Genomic DNA, 22,633 nt, shown 5'->3' with positions numbered 1-22,633 from the left:
CAAGATATAAATGCTTGATGCACGATGGTTTCATGACTCGAACACTCGCATTGATCACTGGTGCGTCCTCCGGTATCGGCGCCGCTTACGCTCGCCTGCTCGCCGGCGACCACGACCTCCTCTTGGTCGCCCGCCGTATCGACCGGCTCTCGGACCTGGCCGCCGATCTCCGGGCGGTCGGTGCCGCGGTGGAGGTCCTGCCTGCCGACCTGGGCACCTCGGAGGGCATCGCCACGGTGACCGACCGGCTCGCCACAGGCGACGTCCGGCTGCTCATCAGCAATGCCGGCGCCGGCGGGTACGCGCCGCTCACCGAGGTCGACCCCGTCGAGGTGAACCGGTTGCTCACCCTCAACACCGTGGCGCCCGTCCAACTCATCCGCGCCGCCCTGCCCGGCATGCTCGCTGCGGGCGAGGGCAGTGTCATCACCGTGGCGTCGTTGCTGGCGTTCAGTGCCGGGGAGGCCGATTCTCGTATGCCGCGACGCACCATCTACGCCGCGGCCAAGGCCGCCACTGTGGCCTTCACCCGCACGCTGGCCAACGAAATCGCCGGAACCGCCGTCCGGACGCAGGTGGTCTGCCCGGGCATCGTGGACACGGAATTCAACCATGGTGCTGGGCAGCGTGTTCCGTCCGCCATGAGCGCCGAAGATGTCGCCATCGCGAGCCTGGCGGGCCTGCACCTCGGCGAAACAGTTTGCCTGCCCGGCGTGGAAGATGCCGCAGCCGCGCTGGACGCCCTGCTCTCCGCCGAAACGGGCTTGTACCGGGGAAGCCGCCCAACGCCCGCCTCTCGGTACCTCGAGCCGCTGTCCCGCTGACGAGAAGGGAATTCTTATGTCGTTCACCGACGCCGAACTCGAGTACCTGTCCACACAACGGCTGGGACGGCTCGCCACCGCGCAGCAGGACGGCACGCTGCAGGTCAGCCCGGTCGGATTCCGCTACAACAAAACGACTGGCACTATCGACATCGCCGGGCACGCGATGGCTCGCAGCCGGAAGTTCCGCAATATCAACGAAAATGGCCGGGTCGCGTTAGTGATCGACGACGTCGCCTCGTTGCAGCCGTGGCAGCCGCGGTGTATGGAGATTCGTGGCGAAGGTGAGGCGATCGCCGAGCCCGCTGAACCCTCCTGGGCGGCTGACCTCGCACAGATGGGGTTCGACGGAGCGATCATCCGCGTCCACCCCAAGCGGATCATTAGTTTCGGTATCGACGAGACCAGCAGCGACGTCCGCGAGTTCAAGGTCAACACGCGGACCGTCGGCTGACCCGTCATGGTTTCTCGATGCCCTTCGAACCTGGCCACCCAGCGGACATGTCGCGCGCGAAAGCCACTTTCACAACCTTCAAGGTCACGGGAGTGGCTTTTGCAATCAAACGACGGTCAAAGACGGAACAGCGATTCGCAGACAGTGTGGCCATGGCGTCCCGGCTCAATTAGCCGTTCGTCAGGCAAGTCGTGCCGCCGCTCACCGATCTGCGTCCGCGCGTCCCCGATGCGTTGTATACCAAGGCATCCGCGCGCTACGACGACAAGGCGCTCTGGACGCTCATCATGGCGATCGCCCACATCGGCTTCTTCACCCCTGCCGCGCTCATCGCCACACCGATCCCCCGGCATGCCCCCAGCCAGAACTACAGCGAACAAGACCGTGTCTCACATTAATGTAATTCGTTTCGCTCACGTTGAAATCGGTTGTGTTGCATGATGTTCGGTCGTGGTGGATGCAGCGTGTGGGGTCCAGTGACGAGAAAAGTCGCGCCTAGCTCCGCGTCGGGCGGATGTTGTAGCTGGTGGTGACCCGGCCCTGCTGGGCGGTGCCGCGAACCGACAACGTCCACCAGTAGGTGCCAGGTGTATTTGCCCAGCAGCGGTGCCTGCGGCCCGTAGCTTCTTGAAGTGGCCGCGAACCACGTGCAGCGGCGCGGCCTGGGCCCTCACCGTCGAATCGGCTGATCAGCATGAGATCTGATGGGATGCCGCCCAGGCTCGCCCCCACGAGGCGGAGTTCGGGTAGCATACGACGGCTGCAACTGGGCCGCCCAACCCGAGATTGCCGCACCTCCGGAGTACCCCGTCAGTCCCCAAGGAGTTGCGGCATGAGACCTCCGAGGTCGAATTGCCCAGCCGCTCGAATGCCGTCGAGCACGATATGACCGCCGGAAAAGCCCGCCGAGAACGCCGACCGCGGTCCCTCGTGGTCCGGCACCGCGACCGCCTAGCCACGGCGTAACAACGCGACGGGAACCGAGGTTTCGTTGGCCTGCAAACCGATACCGGTGCCGCTCCGCATGGTGCGTGAGGGGGCGCACTGCTCGGATACGGCGTCCTCGGCGAACTGGACCGAGACGGCGGGCCTCGGATCCGGGCCGGGCCACGGCGTCGCTGGAACGAGGAGGGTTGTGATCCCGAGAATCGGTTGGTCGTGAGAGTCGTTGCTACGAAAGGCGATCTGCGAGACTGGCTTGTTTTTCGCGGCTTGGGTAGCGCGGGTCTCGCGCCGTGCTGGTGAGGCGGGTTGTTCTCATCTCGGGTCAGCGAAGGTCGTCGTGGGCTGTTTCGGGCGGAGCAGGAAGCCTCGGGGCCGAGTCGTTTTCGTCGTCGGTGACCGAGAACCGTTGGATATGTCGAGCGGTGCGGGCCCGGGGCAGGTGGTCGACGGTTCCAGGGTCGGCGGTGACCAATGGGTGCGGGATCAACGTGATGGCGCGGATACCGCCGTAGTCGGATTCAGTCAGCCGCACCGAGATTCCGTGTCGCGCCCCCAACTGGGCGACCACAAACAGGCCGAGCCTGGAATCCTGTGTCAAGCGAGCGACACCGAAACCGGGCGGATTCGCGAGCATTTCCTTGGCGCGCCGGAGGTCGTCGGAAGCCATGCCCATGCCCTGGTCGCTGATTTCGACCACCAATCCTTTGCCGACCACATTGCCGGTGACATACACCCGAGATTGCGGCGGTGAGAACGAAGTAGCGTTATCGACCAGCTCAGCCAGCAGGTGGACGAGGTCAGCGACCGCAGTACCGACGACATACATCTCCGGCAGCGTGCCGACGTGTACCCGCACGTATTCGACCGTCTCGCCTACGGCGCTGCGAACCAACTCCATAAGCGGCACTGGCCGCCGCCACCTGCGGCCGAGTCTGCCGCCGCCGAGGATGATGAGGTTTTCGGCATTGCGGCGTTCCCGAGTGGCCAGGTGATCCAGTCGAAAGAAGGTATCGAGTACAGCTGGATCTTCTTGTCGGCGTTCGGCTTCGTCGAGAATCTCGAGCTGACGGTGCACAACGATCTGGCTGCGATGTGCGATGTTGAGGAATACCGCGCGCACGCCTTCGCGGGTCTGGGCCTCGGCGACCGCGGCCGCGACCGCGACAGTGTGCGCTTTGTTGAATGCCATTGCCACCGTGCCGATCTCGTCGTGACCGAAGTCCAATGCGGTGGCTTCGGTTTCGGGATCGATCTGTTCGCCTCGGCTCAGGCGGCGCCTAATATCCGGCAGTTGCACATCCGCCATAGCCAGGGTTTCGGCGCGCAACCGTTTCAGACGGCGGATAAGCCTGTTCGCGAACCACAGCGACAACAGGAAGGCGAGCACGGCGACAGCCGCCATGGCGCCGCCGGCCAGCAAGGAACTGCGCGCCTTCCGGTCACCTGCGGCGGTGACGCGCTTTTGGGCAGCGCTGTTCTGATCCACCCACAGTCCGGCCAGCTGGTCGCTGACCTGATTGGCGGCCGTACCCCAGTCGGTGAGGCTGAACGGCAAGGGCGGCGGTGTCCCCTGTTTGGTTGTCACCGGATGCAGAACCGTATCTTCCATTGCACTCACCTGCTGCCAAGCCGATGATGAGCTGATGTCCATGGCCCGCTGCGCATTCGCCGCGTCGAGCTGCCCGGCCAGTTGCCGTATAGCGGCGTGGTAGTTGCCGACCAGGTTGCGGTACTCGACGAACAGCGCAGCTGGCAGTCCCACCGGGCTCGCCGCGACGACGGTCAGCGCGCTGGCCCGAGACATCGCCTCGACCAAGTTCAGCAAGGCGATGCTGTGCAGTAGGTCCAGAGCCGATGCGGGGTCGGGCACGTTCGGATTGTCGGCGATCGTAGCTGTCGCCTGGAACATCCCATCCAGCAGGCGGCTGTAGAAGGTGTAGACATCAGCGAGCGGCAGCACACCGCCATCGATTCCGGTACGTACCAGTGGCAGTTGGGTCTTCAGCTGATCGAAGGCGGCCACTATATTGTTGACGGTGGCTCCGCCTGTGTCAGCTAGGGCGCTCGTGGCCGCCGCCATGGCCTGCACGGCATCGTCGAAGCGTGCGCGGGTGTCGGTCAGCAGTTTTCGGTCAAGGTCCTGTCCGGCGAGCTGCCACATCGAAAGCAACCGCTCCTGTTCGGCTGCGAGCACCAGCTCGCGGGTCGGCGCGAGGTTCTTCTCGAAGATCTGAGAGAAGTCCTTGGCGTGTTGCCCCTGGCCCGCCAGGTATCCACCGCCGACGATGCCCATCGCGAGCAGCACCACACTCGGCACGAGGGCGATGGCAAGGATACTGGCTCGAACTCCGGAGAACCTGGCTTGCAACGAATTGAAAATGCTACTTACTAAAGTAGAAATGATGTTCTCCTACGCGAGAGGACCGGCTTGCGGGATGCTGGTGGCTCAAAAGGTGATGTGGGTTCGAATTGCCCGGACAGCAGACAGCTGATCGCCGGACGGACCGCTCGTTTCGTCTTCTGAAGGACAGCGGGGGTCGAGCTTTCACCAATGCGGTGCTGGACTCGGGCGCTATCGGCGTCGGGACCACGCCGTCTGCCACGCCAGGATATGGCCCAGTTGCTGGCCAATGCGTCGACGAGACAGCCGGCGATGAAAAAGCCCGCCGCTCACGAACAGGCGTTTCTTGCCGCAGACACCGCTCATCTTGCCTAGTGGCAGAGTCGCTGGAGCGCCGACTAGGCCCAGGATGATGATCGTTCGGTTGAGGTTGGCGCCGAGATCGGGGAAAGGAATTGGTCATTTTCTGCAGCGCCACAGCCACCCTGATGTATCGCGGCGGAGCCACTTCGGTGTCGAGCACGGTCACGGCGAGCACTGCGTAGATACGCAGCCGCGAGGCCCGTCGAGCCGGCCGGTATCGCCCGTGGCGGGCGGGGTGGCGGAACTCATGGACATGGGCAACTCCAGCTTTGAGCTTTCCGAGTTCTCGGGTGGACGAACATCTAGCCGTCCGGCTAGTGTCGCGTATCACATGGTAACGCCATTCTCGAAAGGGGAAGCCCAATGTTCAAACGGTTCGCGGCGCTCGGGGCCGCGACGCTGGACGCCGTCGCAGTCCAGGTCGGCGTCCCGGCATCGGCGAATCCGCCGTCCGCCGTCGATCCGCAGGCATCGGCCGGTTGCGCCGGGTCCGCGGCGCCACCGGCCGTGTCCGTCTCGACGTTCGCGGCGCAGGGGAAGTCGGGCGGCTACATCCAGGACGTCCCGGCCGACCTCGCGGCCGGGCGGCCCATGCCGGTGGTCTTCGATCTGCACGGCTATCTCGAACTCGCGTTGATCGAGCATGCCGAGAGCGGGTTGGGTCAGTTCGGCCGCGACCGCGGGTTCATCACGATCACCCCGGAACTCAACCAGCCTGGCCTTCCCCGGTGGGACTACGGTCCCGGCAGCATCGACATCTCCTACTTGGCCGACCTGATGTCGCATATCGAATCGACGCTATGTGTCGATCAGCGGCGCGTGTACGTGACCGGTCTGTCGATGGGAGCGTTCACCACCTCGTCGATCGCCTGCCAACTCGCCGACCGTGTCGCGGCCGTGGCACTGGTGGCCGGATTGCAGGACTATCCGTGGTGCCAGCCGTCGAGATCTGTTCCGGCCGTGGCATTTCACGGAAGGGGCGACCCCCTGCTCGCCTACACTGGGGGGCTGGGTCCGGGCGGGCGGCTGCTGCCGGGGCGTCTCGGTTCGGGACCGCATCCGTTGCGGCGCGCCCACGCGGCCGCCTGGACCGGAACGGCGCGCGAGTAGACCTGGATGGGGCCGGCGGCAGATCGCTGCCGATGTCACGCTGCTGAGCTACCCGTGCCCCGCGGGCGCTGCTGTCGAGTTCTACTCGATCGACGGTGGCGGGCACACCTGGCCCGGCAGTACCGCCGGGCTGACTCCCGCAGCCTTCGTCGGGGCCACCACCGAGTCGATCAGCGCGAATCAAATCATGTGGGACTTCTTCCAGACGCATCCGCTACCGGACCACGGCGGCTCCTGACCGCCACCTGCGAGTAGTCCCCGAAAACCTTGTTCTAGAGCTAGCCGATCGGATACCCTGAACCCGGCTAGCCGATCGGCTAGGCAACGCGGCTGGTGGTCACCACCATCGTTCCCACCACCGCGTGCGCTCCTGCCCGGAGGCACCGGAATACGTACACAAGGTTGAGGATAATGCCTGATCAGGAACTAGATAGCAGCGGGGGGAACAGCGCCGACACCCCCGCGAACTGCCACCAGCCCCGACACACCGACCGTGGCTGGGCGTTCGGCGATGGTGAGCTGATCCTGTTGTGGACATTGCCCGCGCTGGCAATCATCTGGCTCTCCGCGTTCTTCCTGTTCCCGGGCTTCCTCCATCCGATGTCGCCGTCGATGTCCTCGGAGCAGGTCGCCGCATTCTATCGGGATCCGGGCAACCTCAACCGGATCCGCTACAGCATGGTCATTTTCAACTGGTTCTGTGTGGGTTTGATCCCGCTGCTGGCGTTGATCGTGTTACAGGTCCGCCGGATGGCGCATCGCACGCCGATCTTTTCCTACGCCGTACTATGCTGCGCGGCCGGCGGTCCCACCTTATTCCTCATCGCCAACCTGTTCTGGCTGCTCGCCGCGTTCCGTCCCGAGCGAGATCCCGAGCTGACGCAGATGTTCAACGACCTTGCGTGGGTCACCTTCAGCGGTGGAGTTCCCTTCCTGATCGCGCAGAGCATCCTCATTGCCCTGGCGGTTTATCTTGACCGCCAGCCCGATCCCGTATTCCGGCCGTGGGTGGGGCATTTCAATCTGCTCGTCGCTGCCGCGCTGGCACCGGCGGCGTTCGTCGGCCTGTCATTGGACGGTCCAATGGCGTGGAACGGATTGCTGCCGTTCTGGGTCAAGAACATCGCCATCGGCGCCTGGGTCGTGGTCATGGGAGTCGTCCTGGGCCGGGTGATCTATCGGCAGCGCGCCGCCGAGGCCACCGAAAGCGCCGGTGTGGTGGTGGGTGCAGCATGAACGCCGTCGCAACACAATCACTGAGCCCGCTCGAGCCGCCGCGGAGCCGGTTGCGCGGGTTCGTCTGGGAGTGCCGCAACAATCCCAAGCGCGAGCTGTGGTTCGCATGGTGGTCACAGATCGCCTTCTACAACGTTTTCACCGTGTCGTTCTTCGTGCTCACGCGCACCCAGCCGCCGACGCATCCGGACTGGCCCGTCCCCAGGGTCGTCGGTTGGTTCAACGGCCACCACAACGGCCTGGTCATCGGATTCGCGCTGATATTCCTCGTCGGTGGCTTCACGGCGGTGAACAACGCGCTGATCGCGTATTCGATGCGGCGCATGTCGGTCAGCCGGGCCTTCGCCTACTCCTATCTGGTCTTGTATTCACTGGCCGCAGTCCCGGGCATGCTGCTGATGTGCATCGCGTTCACCGTCGCGGCGATGCGCCCGGATCGCGATCCCGCATTGATGAGCTGGCTCTACGACTTCGGGTACCTGTCGTATGTGGGAACCATGGGAGTGTTCCTGATCGGGTCGCTCGTGTGGATGCTGGCGATCCTGCTCGACCGCAACGAAGTGTTCCCGAAGTGGTTCGGCTACCTGAACCTGTGCAACGCGCTCACCGAGATCGTCGTCTCACCGGCGTGGATCTTCAAAAACGGCGTGCTGGCCTGGAACGGGCTGATCGCCTGGTGGATCGACATGGTCGTCTTCGGCATCTACACCGGCGCGTTCATCATGCTGCTGCGGAAAATGATCGAACGTGAGGACTTCGGTACCGGGCCGCTTCCGGCGCTGCGTTCGAACGAAGACCCCGTGCCTGCGGCAGGGGCGGCACTGTGACGAGTGTGGCAACCGCCGGCTCCGGCCCGCACGGAAACGACGAGATAACCGTGGTAGCAGATGCCACGGAGAGCGCGCCGCCTGCCAGGTTCGTGCCGGGGCAGCCGGACATGTGGGCGTTCGTGCTTTTCGAGACCCTGGTTTTCACCAGCTACCTGGCCGTCTACCTGTTCAACCGCACCCAGCACGCCGAGGCGTTCTTGCGGTCCCAAGCACACCTGAGCCTGCCCGCCGGGATTTTCAATACCCTTGTCCTGCTGGCGAGTTCGTGGTCGGTTGCACGCTGTGTGCAGGCATCACGCGCCGGCGCCTACTCGTCCGCGATGCGGGATGCTCTGCTCACGGCGCTGTTGGGGGTCGTTTTCCTCGGGTCGAAAGTGCTCGAGTGGATCGAGGCGACCCGGCAGGGGTACGGGTTCACCAACGACGAATTCTTCTCCTACTACTTCTTCCTGACCGCCATCCACGCGCTGCACCTGCTGATCGGCTTCATCGCCGTGGGCGTCATCGTCTACCAGCTCCGCAACCCCGCGCGACGCTCCCAGCAACTGGTCGAAACCGCTGCCACGTACTGGCACACCGTCGACTTCCTGTGGGTGCTCATCTTCGCATTGCTCTACGTAGTGAGGTGACCGGTGATCATCGTCCGCAATAACAGACTGCTCCTCGCCTGGCTGGTCCTGTCAACAATCACCCTCGTCTACCTGGGGGTGGATTCCGGCGATCACGGCGGCGCGCTGCGCCCGAGCACCGTGATCGCCTCCGCGGCGATCGTGATGGCAGTGATCAAGGTGCGCATCATCTTTCGCGAATTTATGGAAGTGCGCAACGCCCCGGTACTGCTGCGCCGCCTCACCGACCTGTGGGTCCTGCTCATCGCCGTGGCCCTGCTCGGCAGCTACTACACGGGCCTGGCGGTCGGGTAATGAACCACCTGGCGACCACCGCGCCCGGGGCACGACCAACGCGACCGCGCGTGCCCTGGTGTAGGGACCGGCCAGGCCGGTCCCGCTCACCACCTCGCTCACAGCAACTGAACCACCGCCCACGAAAGGATTCATCATGCACAACACCACCATTCGCACCATCGCGACCTGGTGCGGCATCGCCGCGATCACTGTCGCCACCGCAACCGCGTGCGGCTCCGACAAAGAGCCGAGCAGCACAACGACAACGACCGCCACCTCAGCGCCGACATCATCGGCTGCAGCACAAGCCGATTCGGCGACGACCAACGCCGTCACTCACGCCTTCGTGGCATTCTTCGACACCAAAACGCCGGTGGATCAGCGGGTCGCTCTGGTCGAGAACGGTGCGACCTTCGCACCGGTACTGCAGGCCCAGGCCGCCAACCCGGCCGTACAGACCACCGCGACCGTGTCCGCGGTGCAGGCGAGCGACGCTACGCATGCCGCCGTCACGTACACGCTTCTGATGGGCGGCAACCCGGTGCTGCCGGATCAGTCCGGGCAGGCGGTGCAGGAAAACGGTCAGTGGAAGGTCGCGGCGACGACGTTCTGCGCGCTGGTCGAACTACAAGGCGGACCGGTTCCCGGCTGCTGACCACCACGCAGACAACCGGGTTACTCGGGAAGCCGGAAAAGTCGCCGCGCCAAACGCATCAGATGAAACCGCAGCGTCTCATTATCGAGATCGATCACCAGCGGGTGAAGGGCGGCGCCGCCGATGGCCGCCGACATCATCGCCGCCTCTACCCGCATGTCGATGTCGGGTCCGCCCCGCCCAAAACCGTGAACAATCGCTCCATCACTTGGGCATACGGCTCGTGGTCGGCCAGGAATCGCACCATGAGCGGATCGGATTGCAGCACACCGACCAGTCGCCGACGTTGTACGGTGAGAGCGATCACGTGGGTAAGCAGGACCTCCCGAGCTCGCAGATCGCCTTCCTCGGTTTCGGCGGCGCCGATCGCCGCCTGCAGCCTCGCCAGTTCGGTGTCGGCCACTACGAGGATGATGTCGTTCTTGGACTTGAACTGATAGTAGACAGCGGCTTTCGTCACACCGAGGGCATCCGATCATCTGCAACGAGGTGCCGCCGACACCGCGCTCGGCGAACAACGCCAGTGCCGTGTCGACGGTGCGCTGCTGCACGGCGGTGTAGCCACGATGCCTCGGCACCCCACCAGTTTCATTATCTGCCCAGGTCACGAGTGCGAGAATAACCGATCGAGCTCGATCCCCACCGACGACGGTGCCAGGACGACATCACCGCGCCCCCGTGCCGCCACCTCACCGACACCGCGCGCCGAGACCGCGCGCCGACACAGCCGGCCATCCAGGCCGAAATAACCCAACCCCCGACGTGCCGCCGGTCACCAAATCATGTCACTGGCCAATTCACGCGACCGTGGCACCCCAGGCAGGTAATTACATGTCGATTACTGTCGTCTCCACTGGAAGCAGCCCGGAACCCACCCTATCGGGCGCATGCCACGAACTGGTCGATTCACTGCTGCGCGGCCACGGCACGCCCAACGCCCTCCGCCACCTCCAACTCTCCGCCGAGCACTCCGCCACTAGCGGAGTGTCGCTGCACGCATTCCACACTGAATTGCGCAAGAATCTGAAACAAGCACTGCAAACCCGCACCTCCGCTGGTCGGACCATCAGCAACACCGACTCGATGGCGGAGGCGCTCATCACCGCCACCGCCGTGGTCTCGGAGACCTACCAGCAGGTACTACTCGGCAATCGGCAGGCCCGGATTCAGTCACTCGCTGCCATGCTGCTTGCCGGGACAAGCCCCGCCGGACTCCCACGCGAGTACGGAATCGCCCTCGCCAGCACATACTGGGTAGTGGCCGTATCCGTGTCATCCGGCGCCCCTGACAACCCACCGCAACACCAGCCCGCACTGCATCGCATCGGTCCCGAACTCACGGCCCGGTACGGCGATCAGGTCCTGCCCCGGTTATCAGCCACTGGCGGCACAATTCTCGTCGCGACCACCGACACCGACGACACCCCAACAGCACTCGTACAGCAACTCGCAGCGGCGGCACAGATTCCACTTACCGCGGCCTGTGCGCGCGCACCACGCGCAGACATCCCTGATGCCGCCCAGCATGCCCACGAATTACTCGATATCGCACGCATCTTCGGTCGCACCGGGCATCTGCACACCCTCGCCGACCTCGCACTGGAATACCACCTCACCCGGCCGGGTCCGGGACGTGAACGCCTAGCCGCAGTGCTGGATCCACTGCAACCGCACCCACATCTGCTAGATGCTCTGCGCCTGCGCCTACGCGACGACCTCACGCGCCGCACCATAGCCCGCACCCTCCGCATCCACGAGAACACCCTCGACTACCGACTCAAACAAATCGCCACACTCACCGGCCTGGACCCATCCACAGGTACCGGCCAATGGTACTTACACGCCGCGCTCACCGTACGCACATACCTGTCCGACCCGACAGCATCGCCATAATTCCGTGCACACTCTTTTCAACCTTCGTCCTGGTCGAAAACGAAGCCACCAGCCTCCTCCTGAGCTAAACCGCACGGCGCGCTCATGGGAGTGACGGTCCGAGACGAACTCGTCGTCGGCCTGGAGGGTGCGCCCGACGTCTGCCGACGCGTCTACCTCCCGGACGGCTGGGCCGCAGCCGCCGCGATTCTCGGCGCGCGTTCGTCGACAGCTCACGTGCGGCTCATTCCGGCAGCTGAAAAATCCGCCGTGTCAGGTGCATGAGATGTTTTCGCAGTGTCTCATCGTCGATGTCCACCACGAGAGGATGGACAGCGGCCCCCGCGATGGCGGCCGAGAGCATTGCGGCCGGGACCCGCATATCCGCTTCGGCGTCATCGCCGGACAGCACGGTATAGAGGCGTTCGATCAGCAGCTGGAACGGCTCGTGTTCAGCCAAGAATCGGATCATGACCGGATCGTTCTGCAGTACACCAACCAGTCGTCGACGCTCGACGGCGAGGTCGATCACCCGGCTGAGCAGTACTTCGCGCGCCCGCAGACTGTTGTCCTCGGCCTCCGCGGCAACGATCGCGTCCGCCAATCCCGCCACATCAGTCTCGACCACCGCGAGAATGATGTCGTCCTTGCTCTTGAACTGATGGTACACAGCCGCTTTCGTGACGCCGAGGGCATTGGCGATCATTTGCAGCGACGTACCAGTGACGCCGTGAATGCCGAACAGTTCGTGCGCAGTCGTGATGGTGCGGTTCTGTGCGGCACTGTATTTACCGCGTGCAGCGGTGATGGCGCTATCTGCGGGATTCACCCCTCGACAATAGCCGATCGACTAGTGGACCTTGCGCCTCGGCTAGCCGATGGGCTAGCCTCTACCGAGATAGCCGATCGGCTAGCTTCGGTCGATATCTGCTGCTCTTTGCCGTATGTGCAGGACCGGCTCGCAACATGTGCGCGAGCAGCGACAACTCGATATCGCCCAGGCCGCACTCGCCGATCAAAGCGAGCGAAGCCCGCACGAGCAGGCCCGAACCCTTTCGTCCCCAGCGGCCGTCACCGTCGGTACGCCCACAACCCGCCCACGTTTGCACCAGGCTCGACGCAACCCTGGAAAGCCTGGTGAAAGACAAGATCGCTTTCGGCCGAACATCTGTAGCGATTTATCCAATCAATGTTGCTTGTTCTCTAGGAGCATCCATGTCCACCGTTACTGATCCGACGCCGGACGACACCGAGAAATCCGTCGATTCCGGACAACTGGCCGGCGCGTCAACGGCACGGATAATCGCTGTGCTAGCTGCGATCGTGCTGTTTACCGAAGTGGTCCCGCTGCAATACTTCATGGTGTCCGTAGCGTTACAGAAGATGACATCATCTTTCCCGAATGTCGGCGCCAACATCAATTGGACCATCATCATCCTGGGCCTGGTGGGCGCGTCGGCAACCCCGTTGCTGGCGAAAATGGGCGATATCTGGGGTAAGAAGCGGATTTTCATTATTTGCGGCTTGTTCTTCATCGTCGGATGTTTGATCGATGCGCTCACCCATAGCTGGACTTGGTTTCTGATAGGGCGTGGGTTGCAGGCGTTCGCCATCGCCACGCAGGCCATTTCGTGGGCGTTGGTCCGGGACCTGCTGCCACGCAAATGGGTTCCCATCGGGCTCGGCGTGACAGCTACCGGATTGGGATTCTCCGGGGTGCTGGCGCCGATCGTCGCGGGCTATCTGGTCGACCATTACGACTGGCGCATGATGTTCTGGGTTCTCGGCGTCTTCACGCTGATCATGGTGCCGATCGTTATGATCGTAGTTCCGGAGTCCAAGTTGCGGGTGAAGGATCGCATCGATCCTGTCGGCGCGGTACTGCTTTCGGTCGGTGTGGCACTGACACTGATCTATCTGGACAAGGGTCAGGACTGGGGCTGGGGTCGTCCCACCACAGTCGCTTGGCTGTTCGCCGGTCTGGCACTGCTGGTGGCTTTCTACGTTGTCGAAGCTCGGATCAGCAGGCCGCTGGTGGATGTCAAACTGCTCAGTCAGCCCAAGGTCAGCCTGGTATTGCTGATGGGGCTGCTCGGTGTCGGAATTCTCGCGGTGCAGTCCTACGCGCTGGGGTATATGACGCAAACTCCCAGCCAGGACCAGCTGCATGGCATAGTCAGCAAGGGCGTGATCGATAAGGCGCATGAAATGGCGGGTGTCAATTTGCCCCTTTCCACTGTCCAACTTCACTTCGATCCCGGCTACACCTACGGCGACGGGTTCAGCCTGATGCAGTACGCCCTGCACATCGGGATCATCTCGGGGTTGGTCGGCATGATCTTCGGTCCCCTCGGCGGATACCTGGCGACCCGAGTCGGCGGCCGGATTGTCGCGATCGTGGCTCTCACGGTCATGACCGGGACAGGCATCGCATACGCGGTACTGCCTTACAGTTGGACCACCTACGCCATCCTGGCAGCGGTGTTCGGAATCGGATTCGGCTTCCTCTATTCGTCGGTTCCCATACTCGTTACCGAGGCCGTTCCGCCGGAACAACACGGCATCAGCGTCAGCATGCTCGGGGTCACGTTGAGCATGGGCACCTCTATCGGCCTGGCGATCGTCACCGCATCGTTGAACAACAGTCCCGTCAAGGCACAGATCAACGTTATGGGCAATAAGTTCACCGAAGTTATTCCCCAGGTCTTCGCCGATCGCGGCTACTCGCTGGGCTTCCTGGTGATGAGCGGCTTCAGCTTCATCGCCTTGCTGATCGCGGTGTTCATGCGCCACGGCCGCAAACCGGCTACCGGTGGCATCGAAGCAATGACCGTCGGCCACTAGCCGTCGATAGCGGACCTGGCCGGCTCGCTCCGCGACCGGCCAGGTCGCGCACAGCTCGATAGACCACGAACCAGCCGTACCTCGAATTCCTTCCACCACAGGCGTTTCCCATGTCGATGAGCGTTTCGTCCCGCTACGCCGGTCTCGACCAGACTGCCGCGGACCCCTGTCGCGAGCTGCTAGCGGCGGCACTCGATGGCAATCGGCAATCGGACGCGACCCGGCGTCTGGAGATCGCTGCCACGCGCTGGGCGCGTGCCGGTGTACCGCTCGATACCGTGCACGATGAACTTCGCGAAAGTATCAAACACGCACTACCGCAAGGCATCTCTTGTCGAGATTCGGCTGCAGGCCGGGTCGAGTCGTTGATCGACGCCGCCGCTGGTGCTGCCGCGGTGGTATCGGCGGCCTATGTCGGGCACCTGAACAGCCGGCCAGACACTGCGGCCCGCGCCCTCGCTGCGGCACTGTTGGGCGGCGCGACTAACGCGACGGCCCTGGCCTGTGAGTGCGGCATCGACATCGCGGAATCGTATTCGGTGATCGCCGTGGCGATTCCAGCCGACATCGGCCCCGACCCGGCTGCGGCAGGGCTCGTGGTCAATCGTCTCTGTGCCGAGCTCACCCAGCACGGTGACGGCGTCCCACTGACACGCATATCCGCCTTCGGCGGCACGATCCTGGTCCCAGAGCCGGATTCCGACGATGCTCTCGATGATCTGTTTGTCAACCTGTCCGCGGCGGCCCGTATGTCGCTCACCGCGGCCACCGTGCCAGCGGCACCGGCGGAAGTTCCCGCAGCAGCACGCCAAACCCACGAGCTCCTGGACCTAGCGACCGCCCTCGGCCGCACCGGCGCTATGCACCGGATCGGTGATCTTGCCCTCGAACTCCAACTCACCCGCCCTGGACCGGGCACAGATTATCTCGTCGCGTTGCTGGATCCGCTGGAGCCGTTCCCGGAGCTGATGGATACTCTGCGCCTGTGTTTCACCGACGGCCTCAGTCGTCGACGCATAGCCCGCGATCTGAACGTCCACATCAACACCATTGGGAACCGGCTAGAGCGCATCACCGCGCTAACTGGTTTGGACCCACTATCGTCGGATGGTCAGTGGTATTTGTATTCGGCGCTCATCGCCCGCACTTACTGCAGGCACGCCGAACGGGTTCGTCGACCGGCCCGCCCGACATCGGCCGGCCAGTCGTGAGTGGGCCAGCTCTGTGCTGGACCGCGCTCGGGCCGAGCCGCTGTGGCGGGCACCGACTAATTCGGCGCCGATGGCGGTGGACCCGGTGAAGGATCAGATATCAGGCCCTTGGAATATGGATGCGCAGCGAATCAGTTTTTGGATGGTACCGATCTTCGGCGCCTGTTAGCTTGTGGTGAGTGTGCCAACCAACCACCGAAGAAGTCGTCAGCCCTCACGATCGGTGTGCCGTCGTTTTGTCTGGTCGAGGCTCGTCTCGTCGTTCGGCAGTTCATAGAAGTACGCTCCCCGCCGCAGTGGCCTAGATATTTCACCGACATCTGGCTCGTTGCGCTGCGGGGTGCGATATCGGCAATGTACTTCCATTGACCGCAGGGTGAACCGATTCCAACGATCGCCCGTAGCGCCGGACGGTGGATGTAGAAGAATAGCAAAACATCGGCAGCAACCTGTGTGTGATGACAACCGATATAAGTAGACGACCCCGAACCGGGACCGATACGATTCATAAGCTCTAGGGTGGCGGTCGGATAATCCGTCAGAAGGGAGGTTCGAAGAGAAGGATAACCCGGCCGTTAATTAGACCCGATATTAGGTTCAACCCGAACTATGTGCTGGCAAGATAGTCGACAAAACTGTTTCTTACGCTCCCCTGCGTGTGGCAGGCGAACGACGCCATCAATGGAGATTGTCATGAAAAATCAAAACATCGTGGGACTCGTCGCGGCAATGGCCACGGCTATCGCGCTTACCGGCGCCGTGTCATCGACCGCTCAAGCCGAACCAACCGGCGATCTCGCAGCGGACTGCGCCATCCTCGGCCCCATTGCCGCGAACGCCATCGGGACCTTGACCCCGCTGCAGAGTCTGCCAGTAGACGAAGCGACTAATGCCCGGGACTCGTACGTCGGTCAGTTGCAGGGGCAACGTTCCAGCCTCGTCACCGCAGAGGGGCAGGCTGCACTCGACTCCTATATCAGCGCAGTCCAGGCGGCTAGTTCGCCGTCTGCGGCCCCGCAGATCATCAGCTCCCTGAACAAGATTCGATCGACCTGCGGGTAGCCTGCCGACGAACCCCTGAGTAGGCCCGGGGCGCGATGTCTGGAGAAGTCCTCCCGGCACGTTGCCCCGGGCCATTCGAATATCCGTGGTCCGAACTCCAGCCGACCGACCCGATATCGCCTTTTGAGCCACCGGGATCCAGTGAGTTAGTGTCGTGCCACGCTCACGAGGCAGATCCGCCGCGACGTTCATAGGTAGCGATTAGGGGTCTGAACTCGGGACGATCGCGGGCGAAGCATCCGAAATTCAGCGCAATATCGTCGCCGTGCGATGCTCGGTCTCCCCTGACCGGAAAATAACCGCTGTGATCCAGCGCGGCGAAGCCACCCGGCGCAGCCGGGTTGTCTTTGCGGCGTAGGAGGAATTGTGGTGGGTCAGGCGGCGGGTTCGAGGGTGACGCGGTAGCCCATCGCCATAAGTTGTGCGACGTGGTTGCGGGTTCTGCGTTCGGTGTTGATGCGGGTGGTGTGGTAGTCGGCACCGAGGTCGTGGAAGCGGGCGGCGGGGCTGTTGAGCAGGTTCCAGATGATGACCAGGATCGAGCGGGCCACCGCGACAAGGGCTTTGAGTTTGCCACGGCGTTTGACGATGCGGCGGTAGCGTTCACCGAGGAAGGTGCTGGTTTTGGCTGCGGCCGTCGCGGCTTGGCCGAGCGCTCCTTTGAGATAGGGGTTGCCCTTACCGGTTTTGCCCGCACGCGCTACGGGTCCGGACTGGATGGTGCGTGGGCACAGTTTCGCCCACGACACCAGATGAGCGGCGGTCGGGAACCGGCTTATGTCGAGGCCGATTTCGGCGATGATGGCTTGGGCGAATCCCGGGCTGATGCCCGGGATCTCGTCGAGTCGTTCGACCGTACTCAGGCCACCGGCCGCGTCGCGAGACGGGTTCGCGGTGCCCCCGTCGCCCCCGCCGCCACTGCTGGGTTCGGGCTCCATCGCCGAGAGCAACTCCTCGATACGCGTGGTGAGGGTGGCGATCTGTGTGGTGACGGGTGTCGATCTGATCGAGCAGCATCCGGGTCAACTCGGCGTGATGATCGTCGAACCGGCCGTCGAGCGCTTCGGTGAGATCGGCGTGTTTGTGTTTCATCCTGGCCCGGGCCAAACCGGCGAGCCGACGCGGATCGCGCTCACCGGCGGTCAACGCCTCGAGCATGTCACGAACCGATCGCGTGTCCATCGTCGAGGCCACCGAGGACACCTTGATCGAGGCGTCCTCGAGCAGTTTCTCCAGCCGCTGCCAGTAACGGGATCGCTCCCGGGTCAGATCGACCCGCAACCGTGTGTAATCACGCAACTGACGGATCGGGGCCGGTGGCACGAAACTGGGCCGCAGCAAACCCTTCTCGGTGAGCTTGGCCAGCCACACCGCATCCAGCTTGTCGGTCTTGGGCCGCCCCGGCACGTTCTTCACATCCCGGGCATTGACCAACTGCACCGACAGACCCGCCGCCTCCAGCACATAAAACCAGATCCGCCAGTAATCCGAGGTCGACTCCACAGTGACCTTCTCGACCCTCTCGGCTACGAGGTAATCAGCCAACTCGGCGACATCGCCGGTCCTGGCAGCAACATCCCACACCTTGCTGACCCGCCGGCCCGCGCGGCTCTCGCTGCGCACGCATACCTTGCCCGATGCCTTGGCGACATCGACAGCACAGACCCGCTCGAGCACCCGCTCATGCTCGACATCGGCAACCTCCTCCGGCTCACGCTTCAACTCCCTTGTCCTCCAACAACATCGGTACTTCAACAGGGTGGGTCGCCTGGGGGCCTCGGTTCAGGGAATCGAAATTCTGACCGGCGTGCTCGAAGCAACAATGCGTGACCCTTCCAGGTCGGGCCCGTACGCACGGAATGGTCCGGCGTCGCGGAGGGTTTGGGTTCGACTCGTAGTCGAACCCGCATGCACAGCAATGGTCCGCGCAGGCGGCTCCCATGTAGGCGCGGACACCGCCCGGGTCATCTCCCCAATTCCGGCATTCCGACGACACAATAGGCGCCACCCGTCACTACAGCTGGTATCGCTTCGATAACCAGCCGCCCACCCGAAAACCGCAGGTCGTCCCCGTTCTCATGTTCGACATGCCTCGCCCCGGTGCGCCCATAAAGTTGGGGCCGATTGACCAACGCCCGCAGGGCATCGCGATGCCTCAGACAAGATACGTACCCACGATGACCAGGCGTTTTTCTGTTGCCCATGTTTTGCGTGCCCCGCCCGGGGCGCGAACCTACGACAGGCCCAACTGCAAGGGGACGACTCCCATTCCGATGGCAAACTGCACTCTTGTCCGTGACGCTCATGTCCGGCATGGTTGCCGGCCAGCCGTCGCGGCTTGCCATCAAACCCGCCATTTAATGGCTGACGTCAACCAACGAAACCCACGCACGCCAACGCTAGTGGTGAACGATTCGATAGCGATGCATTCGCCGTCGAGCAGTTCCACCAGACCGACCGCCGCTACCAGTTCCACGACCTGGGCCCGGTGATTCACTGCGCACCACCTTGATGTCCGGGGGGATCGGCTCCGACCGTGGGCGTGCCGGAGGCCGGCGCGCGTTCGGCGGTTCCGATGATGTTGCGGACCATGCCGCCGAACACAACATCGTGAAATGGGGTGAGCGCCTTCCAGTAGAAATGCCCGGCCAGTCCGTGTGGCTGGAAGACGGCTCGTTGCCGGTAGCAGGCTCCACCACCAGGTTCGGGTTCGACCCCGAGCTCGAGCCAGGCCAGTCCCGGCACCCGCATTTCGGCACGGAGCCGCAGCAATCGCGGACGGTCGATGAATTCGACGCGCCACCAGTCGAGGGCCTCGCCCGGATGCAGGCGGTGTGGATCCTTGCGGCCGCGGCGCAGCCCGACCCCGCCACTGACGCGATCGATCCAGCCGCGCAGCGACCATGCCAGCGGAAACGAGTACCACCCGTTCTCGCCGCCGATCGATTCGATGACCGCCCACATCGTGTCGGGGTCGGCATGGGTTCGCTGTTCGCGGAAATCTTCGTAGAGCGATCCCCCGGACCATTCCGGGTCACTCGGCAGCGGGTCCGACGGCGCGCCTGTAGTGCTCGCATCCGACCACCGAGTTGGGACCTCCGCATTGCGGATTCGGGCCAAAGCGAGCTCGACAGCGCTCTCGTAGCTGGTCGGACCGTTGTCGGGCTCAGGGATGTAGGCGCCGATGTCGTGGTCGTGGCACACCACCTCGTGCACGAGTGATTCGATCAGCGGCACCGCCAGCGCGCGTGGCACCGGAGTGACCACATTGACCCATTGGGCCGATAACCACGGCGTGAGCACCGGAACGGGCAGCACCATCCGACGCGGCAGACCAGCCACCGCCGCATACTTTCGTATCATCGTCAAATAGGTGAGGACATCCGGACCGCCGATGTCGAACGAACGGTTGACGTCGGAGGGCAGCTCGGCGGATCGCACCAGGTAGTAGAGAACATCACGCACGGCGATGGGCTGGATCCGGTTGTGCACCCATCGTGGGGCGACCATCGCGGGCAGCCGCTCGGATAGGTAGCGCAGCATCTCGAAACTGGCCGATCCGGACCCGATGATCACCGCCGCGCGCAATTCCACGGTAGGTACGCCGGATTCCCTGAGGATTGCCCCGACCTCGGCGCGGGAAGCAAGGTGGCGTGACAGCAGGGTCTGTTCCGGGATGATGCCCCCGAGGTAGACGATGCGCCGCACGCCAGCCGCCCGAGCCGCCGCCCCGACGGTCCGCGCGGCGCGCCGGTCGATAACAGCGAAGTCGCGTCGGGTCAGCGAGTGCACCAGATAGTAGACGACCTCTTGACCGACCACCGCAGCTTGCACATCATCGTCATTGGTGACATTTCCGCGCACCACCTCGACCAGGTCCCGCCACGGGACCTCCGCCAGCTTGACCGGCGTCCGGGCCACTACCCGGACCTGGTGACCGGCTTGCACCAATTCGGGCACCAGTCGCCCACCGATGTATCCGGTGGCTCCGAAAACTACACACCGCATGTCCGATCACCGTTCTCCCTGTTCGCGACGTACAGACCGGTATGGACGACTGCCGCCTTAGCGGCTCGTCGCGCGGATACCCGCGCTGTCTCATTCGATACCTGAGGGATCCACCATCCCGATCCGACATGCATCGTTTTTGCCTCGATCGTAGATAGGATGGGCCTGTTCCTTGAACCGTGCGGATCCCTCCGACCATGAGCCGTAACAACTCCGCGGAGCTATCAGATGAGAGCAGATTCCTCCAGAACCGGTTCCGTACAAGGGCTTCGCAAGACCGTCCGCGCCATTGCCGCGGTCGCGGTGCTCGCCGGAGCCCTGGCATCCACCACAACGACCGCATCCGCCGCGCCCGGTGACATGGGCTGGCAGCCGTTGTCCCCGATCGCGTCCCTGGATGTGCAGCGCTACCTCGGAGATTGGAACCAGGTCGCCGCCGTTCCGCAACCGTACAATCTCGACTGCGCCCGCGACACCGTCGCGAACTACCAACTGATCGACCCGAGCAACATTCGAGTCGAAAACAGCTGCACCACCTGGACCGGCGCCACGAACCGCATCATCGGCAACGCCCGGATCACCGACCCGGCCGGCCAGGCCCAGTTGCACGTCAGTTTTCCCCAGGTGCCCTCTCAGAACTCCCCCGACGGTCCCACCAACTACATCGTCGCCTATATGGCCGACGACTACTCCTGGGCACTCGTCGGGGATCCGCTGCGTTTGTCCGGATTCGTGCTGTCACGATCACCGGCCGTCGATGCAGCACGATGGCATGAGATCCAGACAGTTGTGGCCGCCCGCGGTTACAGCCCGTGCCTACTGCTGACCTCACCGACCCCGGGCGGCGCAGCCGACATCCGCCCCCTCTGCACCGTGTAGGCGGACCGAGCCCGCCTCCTACTCCGGAGGCCTCACCGGCAGTCGACTCGGCGGGGCCAGAATCGGCCGACCAGCTCGTCGCGGGGTCGATGGCACCCGGCCACCGCTGGCTGTCGATCTGCTTGCTTGTGGTGATCTCGCACCCGGCCCGCGGTGCCGGAACCGATCGTCCTCTGTCGGCTCTGAGCGCAGTCAGAGTGGTTTTCAGTGTGCCGCCAGCGTGCCGCGACGGGGCAGATACCGGCCGGACACGTCGACATGAGCGGGACACGAAAGGGCCTCTGACCTGGATGGGACGGTGCTTGCTGGACACCGGACCACGCCACCGGGGTCACTCGTAATACTTGGCCGACAGGTTGGGGGTGTCACTACCGACGTAGGCCCCATGACTGCAGGCTATGGATCCATCTCCCCGACGCAGGAGTCTTATTCCCGATGCTGGTCGACCGCACCGGTCATTCCACAACTCGCGCCCAGGCGTCTCGAACCGCGGCCAGCGCAGTCTGAGCCGTAATCACCAGCCGAGTCTGCCCGGCCAATTGTGTGTTCCAGTCGTCTTCGCCCGGTGCACGATCGAACAATTGCGGGCTGGGGAACCGGTTTGTCGGACCGTATTTCCTGTACAACGCTCCCGCAGCACTGTCGATCGCACCGATGCCGGTCAGTGCCCAAAGGTCCCAGAGGTCGCGTGATGCGCGCCGGTCGTGCCATGTCACCGTCTTCCCTGCAGCAAAGGCCGACAAAGTGGGAACGAACAGCTCGGCCGACGGCACGTCGCTGTAACGCTGCTCGAGATTGCGGAGTTCGGCAGGCCACATCGTTCGCCCGCGTGCCGACAGCAACTGGATCTTGACGGATACACCGGACGCGGAGCGAAGGTTGGCCACTCCCATGTCCGAGACATCGCTCAGCGACGGCGCCCATTCCAGCCGACCGTAGCTCCGCGCGACGGATCGCGGCAAAGCTGCGTCGAGTTCGGCTGCCAGTACCGTTCGGTTATCCAACGCAACCAGATCGATGTCTTCACTGAGCCTGCCATTCACCAGATGCGTACGGGCAAGAGCAGTTCCGCCGATGAAGTGCAACCGGTCACC

21 protein-coding genes and 1 pseudogene are annotated in these 22,633 nt (G+C 63.6%); 14 read left to right on the top strand and 8 right to left on the bottom strand.

What is annotated here, in order from left to right:
- Positions 1-32: 32 nt before the first annotated feature.
- The 3 genes from ACZ60G_RS13035 to ACZ60G_RS13025 all read left to right on the top strand — a co-directional run bounded on the left by ACZ60G_RS13035 (position 33) and on the right by ACZ60G_RS13025 (position 1,676).
- Positions 33-824 carry an SDR family NAD(P)-dependent oxidoreductase gene (locus tag ACZ60G_RS13035; protein WP_465810027.1) on the top strand — a complete coding sequence of 264 codons (792 nt, stop codon included), beginning with the start codon at positions 33-35 and terminating at the stop codon, positions 822-824.
- A gap of 16 nt (positions 825-840) precedes the next feature.
- The gene (locus ACZ60G_RS13030; protein WP_465810025.1) at positions 841-1,278 is read left to right on the top strand and encodes a PPOX class F420-dependent oxidoreductase; all 438 of its coding nucleotides are present in this window, start codon (positions 841-843) and stop codon (positions 1,276-1,278) included.
- Positions 1,279-1,469: 191 nt separating this feature from the next.
- On the top strand, positions 1,470-1,676 hold the full coding sequence (locus ACZ60G_RS13025; protein WP_465810023.1) for a hypothetical protein: 207 nt from the start codon (positions 1,470-1,472) through the stop codon (positions 1,674-1,676).
- 272 nt (positions 1,677-1,948) lie between these two features.
- Here ACZ60G_RS13025 and ACZ60G_RS13020 read toward each other — a convergent pair whose 3' ends face one another.
- The 3 genes from ACZ60G_RS13020 to ACZ60G_RS13010 all read right to left on the bottom strand — a co-directional run bounded on the left by ACZ60G_RS13020 (position 1,949) and on the right by ACZ60G_RS13010 (position 4,540).
- Entirely contained in the window at positions 1,949-2,131 is a 183-nt protein-coding gene (locus ACZ60G_RS13020) for a lipase family protein (RefSeq protein WP_465810548.1), read from the bottom strand.
- Complete coding sequence (locus ACZ60G_RS13015) at positions 2,089-2,220, bottom strand: lipase family protein (protein ID WP_465810021.1); 132 nt, start codon at positions 2,218-2,220, stop codon at positions 2,089-2,091. Before ACZ60G_RS13015 ends, ACZ60G_RS13020 begins: the two co-directional genes overlap by 43 nt.
- Before the next feature lie 325 nt (positions 2,221-2,545).
- A complete protein-coding gene (locus ACZ60G_RS13010) occupies positions 2,546-4,540 on the bottom strand; it encodes a sensor histidine kinase (RefSeq protein WP_465810019.1) in 1,995 nt (664 codons plus the stop codon).
- A 750-nt stretch (positions 4,541-5,290) separates the two neighbouring features.
- Between ACZ60G_RS13010 and ACZ60G_RS13005 the strand changes: the two genes are divergently transcribed.
- The 6 genes from ACZ60G_RS13005 to ACZ60G_RS12980 all read left to right on the top strand — a co-directional run bounded on the left by ACZ60G_RS13005 (position 5,291) and on the right by ACZ60G_RS12980 (position 9,663).
- On the top strand, positions 5,291-6,037 hold the full coding sequence (locus ACZ60G_RS13005) for a CE1 family esterase (RefSeq protein ID WP_465810017.1): 747 nt from the start codon (positions 5,291-5,293) through the stop codon (positions 6,035-6,037).
- Between the two features lie 411 nt (positions 6,038-6,448).
- Positions 6,449-7,273: a hypothetical protein gene (locus ACZ60G_RS13000; protein WP_465810015.1), complete on the top strand. Its 825-nt coding sequence runs from the start codon at positions 6,449-6,451 to the stop codon at positions 7,271-7,273.
- Positions 7,270-8,100, top strand: a complete 831-nt coding sequence (locus tag ACZ60G_RS12995; RefSeq protein WP_465810013.1) for a hypothetical protein — start codon at positions 7,270-7,272, stop codon at positions 8,098-8,100. Before ACZ60G_RS13000 ends, ACZ60G_RS12995 begins: the two co-directional genes overlap by 4 nt.
- 110 nt (positions 8,101-8,210) lie before the next feature.
- The gene (locus tag ACZ60G_RS12990) at positions 8,211-8,732 is read left to right on the top strand and encodes a cytochrome c oxidase subunit 3 (protein ID WP_465810547.1); all 522 of its coding nucleotides are present in this window, start codon (positions 8,211-8,213) and stop codon (positions 8,730-8,732) included.
- Between the two features lie 3 nt (positions 8,733-8,735).
- Positions 8,736-9,026, top strand: a complete 291-nt coding sequence (locus ACZ60G_RS12985; RefSeq protein WP_465810011.1) for a cytochrome C oxidase subunit IV family protein — start codon at positions 8,736-8,738, stop codon at positions 9,024-9,026.
- A gap of 136 nt (positions 9,027-9,162) precedes the next feature.
- Positions 9,163-9,663, top strand: coding sequence for an MTB12 C-terminal domain-containing protein (locus ACZ60G_RS12980; RefSeq protein ID WP_465810009.1), 501 nt, complete (start codon positions 9,163-9,165; stop codon positions 9,661-9,663).
- A gap of 148 nt (positions 9,664-9,811) precedes the next feature.
- On the opposite strand, the gene ACZ60G_RS12975 is transcribed toward ACZ60G_RS12980, so the two are convergent.
- Positions 9,812-10,123 (bottom strand): hypothetical protein, encoded by a 312-nt coding sequence (locus tag ACZ60G_RS12975; protein ID WP_465810007.1) that lies wholly within the window; start codon positions 10,121-10,123, stop codon positions 9,812-9,814.
- A 371-nt stretch (positions 10,124-10,494) separates the two neighbouring features.
- Here ACZ60G_RS12975 and ACZ60G_RS12970 point away from each other — a divergent pair, with 371 nt between their 5' ends.
- A complete protein-coding gene (locus ACZ60G_RS12970; RefSeq protein ID WP_465810005.1) occupies positions 10,495-11,556 on the top strand; it encodes a PucR family transcriptional regulator in 1,062 nt (353 codons plus the stop codon).
- Between the two features lie 223 nt (positions 11,557-11,779).
- Here ACZ60G_RS12970 and ACZ60G_RS12965 read toward each other — a convergent pair whose 3' ends face one another.
- Positions 11,780-12,364, bottom strand: a complete 585-nt coding sequence (locus ACZ60G_RS12965) for a TetR/AcrR family transcriptional regulator (RefSeq protein WP_465810003.1) — start codon at positions 12,362-12,364, stop codon at positions 11,780-11,782.
- 308 nt (positions 12,365-12,672) lie between these two features.
- Here ACZ60G_RS12965 and ACZ60G_RS12960 point away from each other — a divergent pair, with 308 nt between their 5' ends.
- From ACZ60G_RS12960 to ACZ60G_RS12950, 3 genes are all read left to right on the top strand, one after another.
- Positions 12,673-14,379: an MFS transporter gene (locus ACZ60G_RS12960; protein ID WP_465810001.1), complete on the top strand. Its 1,707-nt coding sequence runs from the start codon at positions 12,673-12,675 to the stop codon at positions 14,377-14,379.
- Positions 14,380-14,489: 110 nt separating this feature from the next.
- Positions 14,490-15,590 (top strand): PucR family transcriptional regulator, encoded by a 1,101-nt coding sequence (locus ACZ60G_RS12955; RefSeq protein ID WP_465809999.1) that lies wholly within the window; start codon positions 14,490-14,492, stop codon positions 15,588-15,590.
- A gap of 693 nt (positions 15,591-16,283) precedes the next feature.
- Complete coding sequence (locus tag ACZ60G_RS12950; RefSeq protein ID WP_465809997.1) at positions 16,284-16,652, top strand: hypothetical protein; 369 nt, start codon at positions 16,284-16,286, stop codon at positions 16,650-16,652.
- A gap of 374 nt (positions 16,653-17,026) precedes the next feature.
- Here ACZ60G_RS12950 and ACZ60G_RS12945 read toward each other — a convergent pair.
- Both ACZ60G_RS12945 and ACZ60G_RS12940 read right to left on the bottom strand, forming a co-directional pair.
- Positions 17,027-18,374: pseudogene (locus ACZ60G_RS12945) on the bottom strand (IS110 family RNA-guided transposase).
- Positions 18,375-19,145: 771 nt separating this feature from the next.
- The gene (locus ACZ60G_RS12940; protein ID WP_465809995.1) at positions 19,146-20,660 is read right to left on the bottom strand and encodes an SDR family oxidoreductase; all 1,515 of its coding nucleotides are present in this window, start codon (positions 20,658-20,660) and stop codon (positions 19,146-19,148) included.
- A gap of 228 nt (positions 20,661-20,888) precedes the next feature.
- Here ACZ60G_RS12940 and ACZ60G_RS12935 point away from each other — a divergent pair, with 228 nt between their 5' ends.
- Positions 20,889-21,539 carry a lipocalin family protein gene (locus ACZ60G_RS12935; RefSeq protein ID WP_465809993.1) on the top strand — a complete coding sequence of 217 codons (651 nt, stop codon included), beginning with the start codon at positions 20,889-20,891 and terminating at the stop codon, positions 21,537-21,539.
- A gap of 455 nt (positions 21,540-21,994) precedes the next feature.
- On the opposite strand, the gene ACZ60G_RS12930 is transcribed toward ACZ60G_RS12935, so the two are convergent.
- The gene (locus ACZ60G_RS12930) at positions 21,995-22,624 is read right to left on the bottom strand and encodes a nucleotidyl transferase AbiEii/AbiGii toxin family protein (RefSeq protein WP_465809991.1); all 630 of its coding nucleotides are present in this window, start codon (positions 22,622-22,624) and stop codon (positions 21,995-21,997) included.
- Between the last annotated feature and the right edge of the window lie 9 nt (positions 22,625-22,633).

The sequence above is a fragment of the Nocardia sp. NPDC102475 genome, assembly GCF_055584605.1.
Note: the sequence above shows the minus strand (reverse complement) of the source record. Positions and strands in the feature narration are given on the sequence as shown.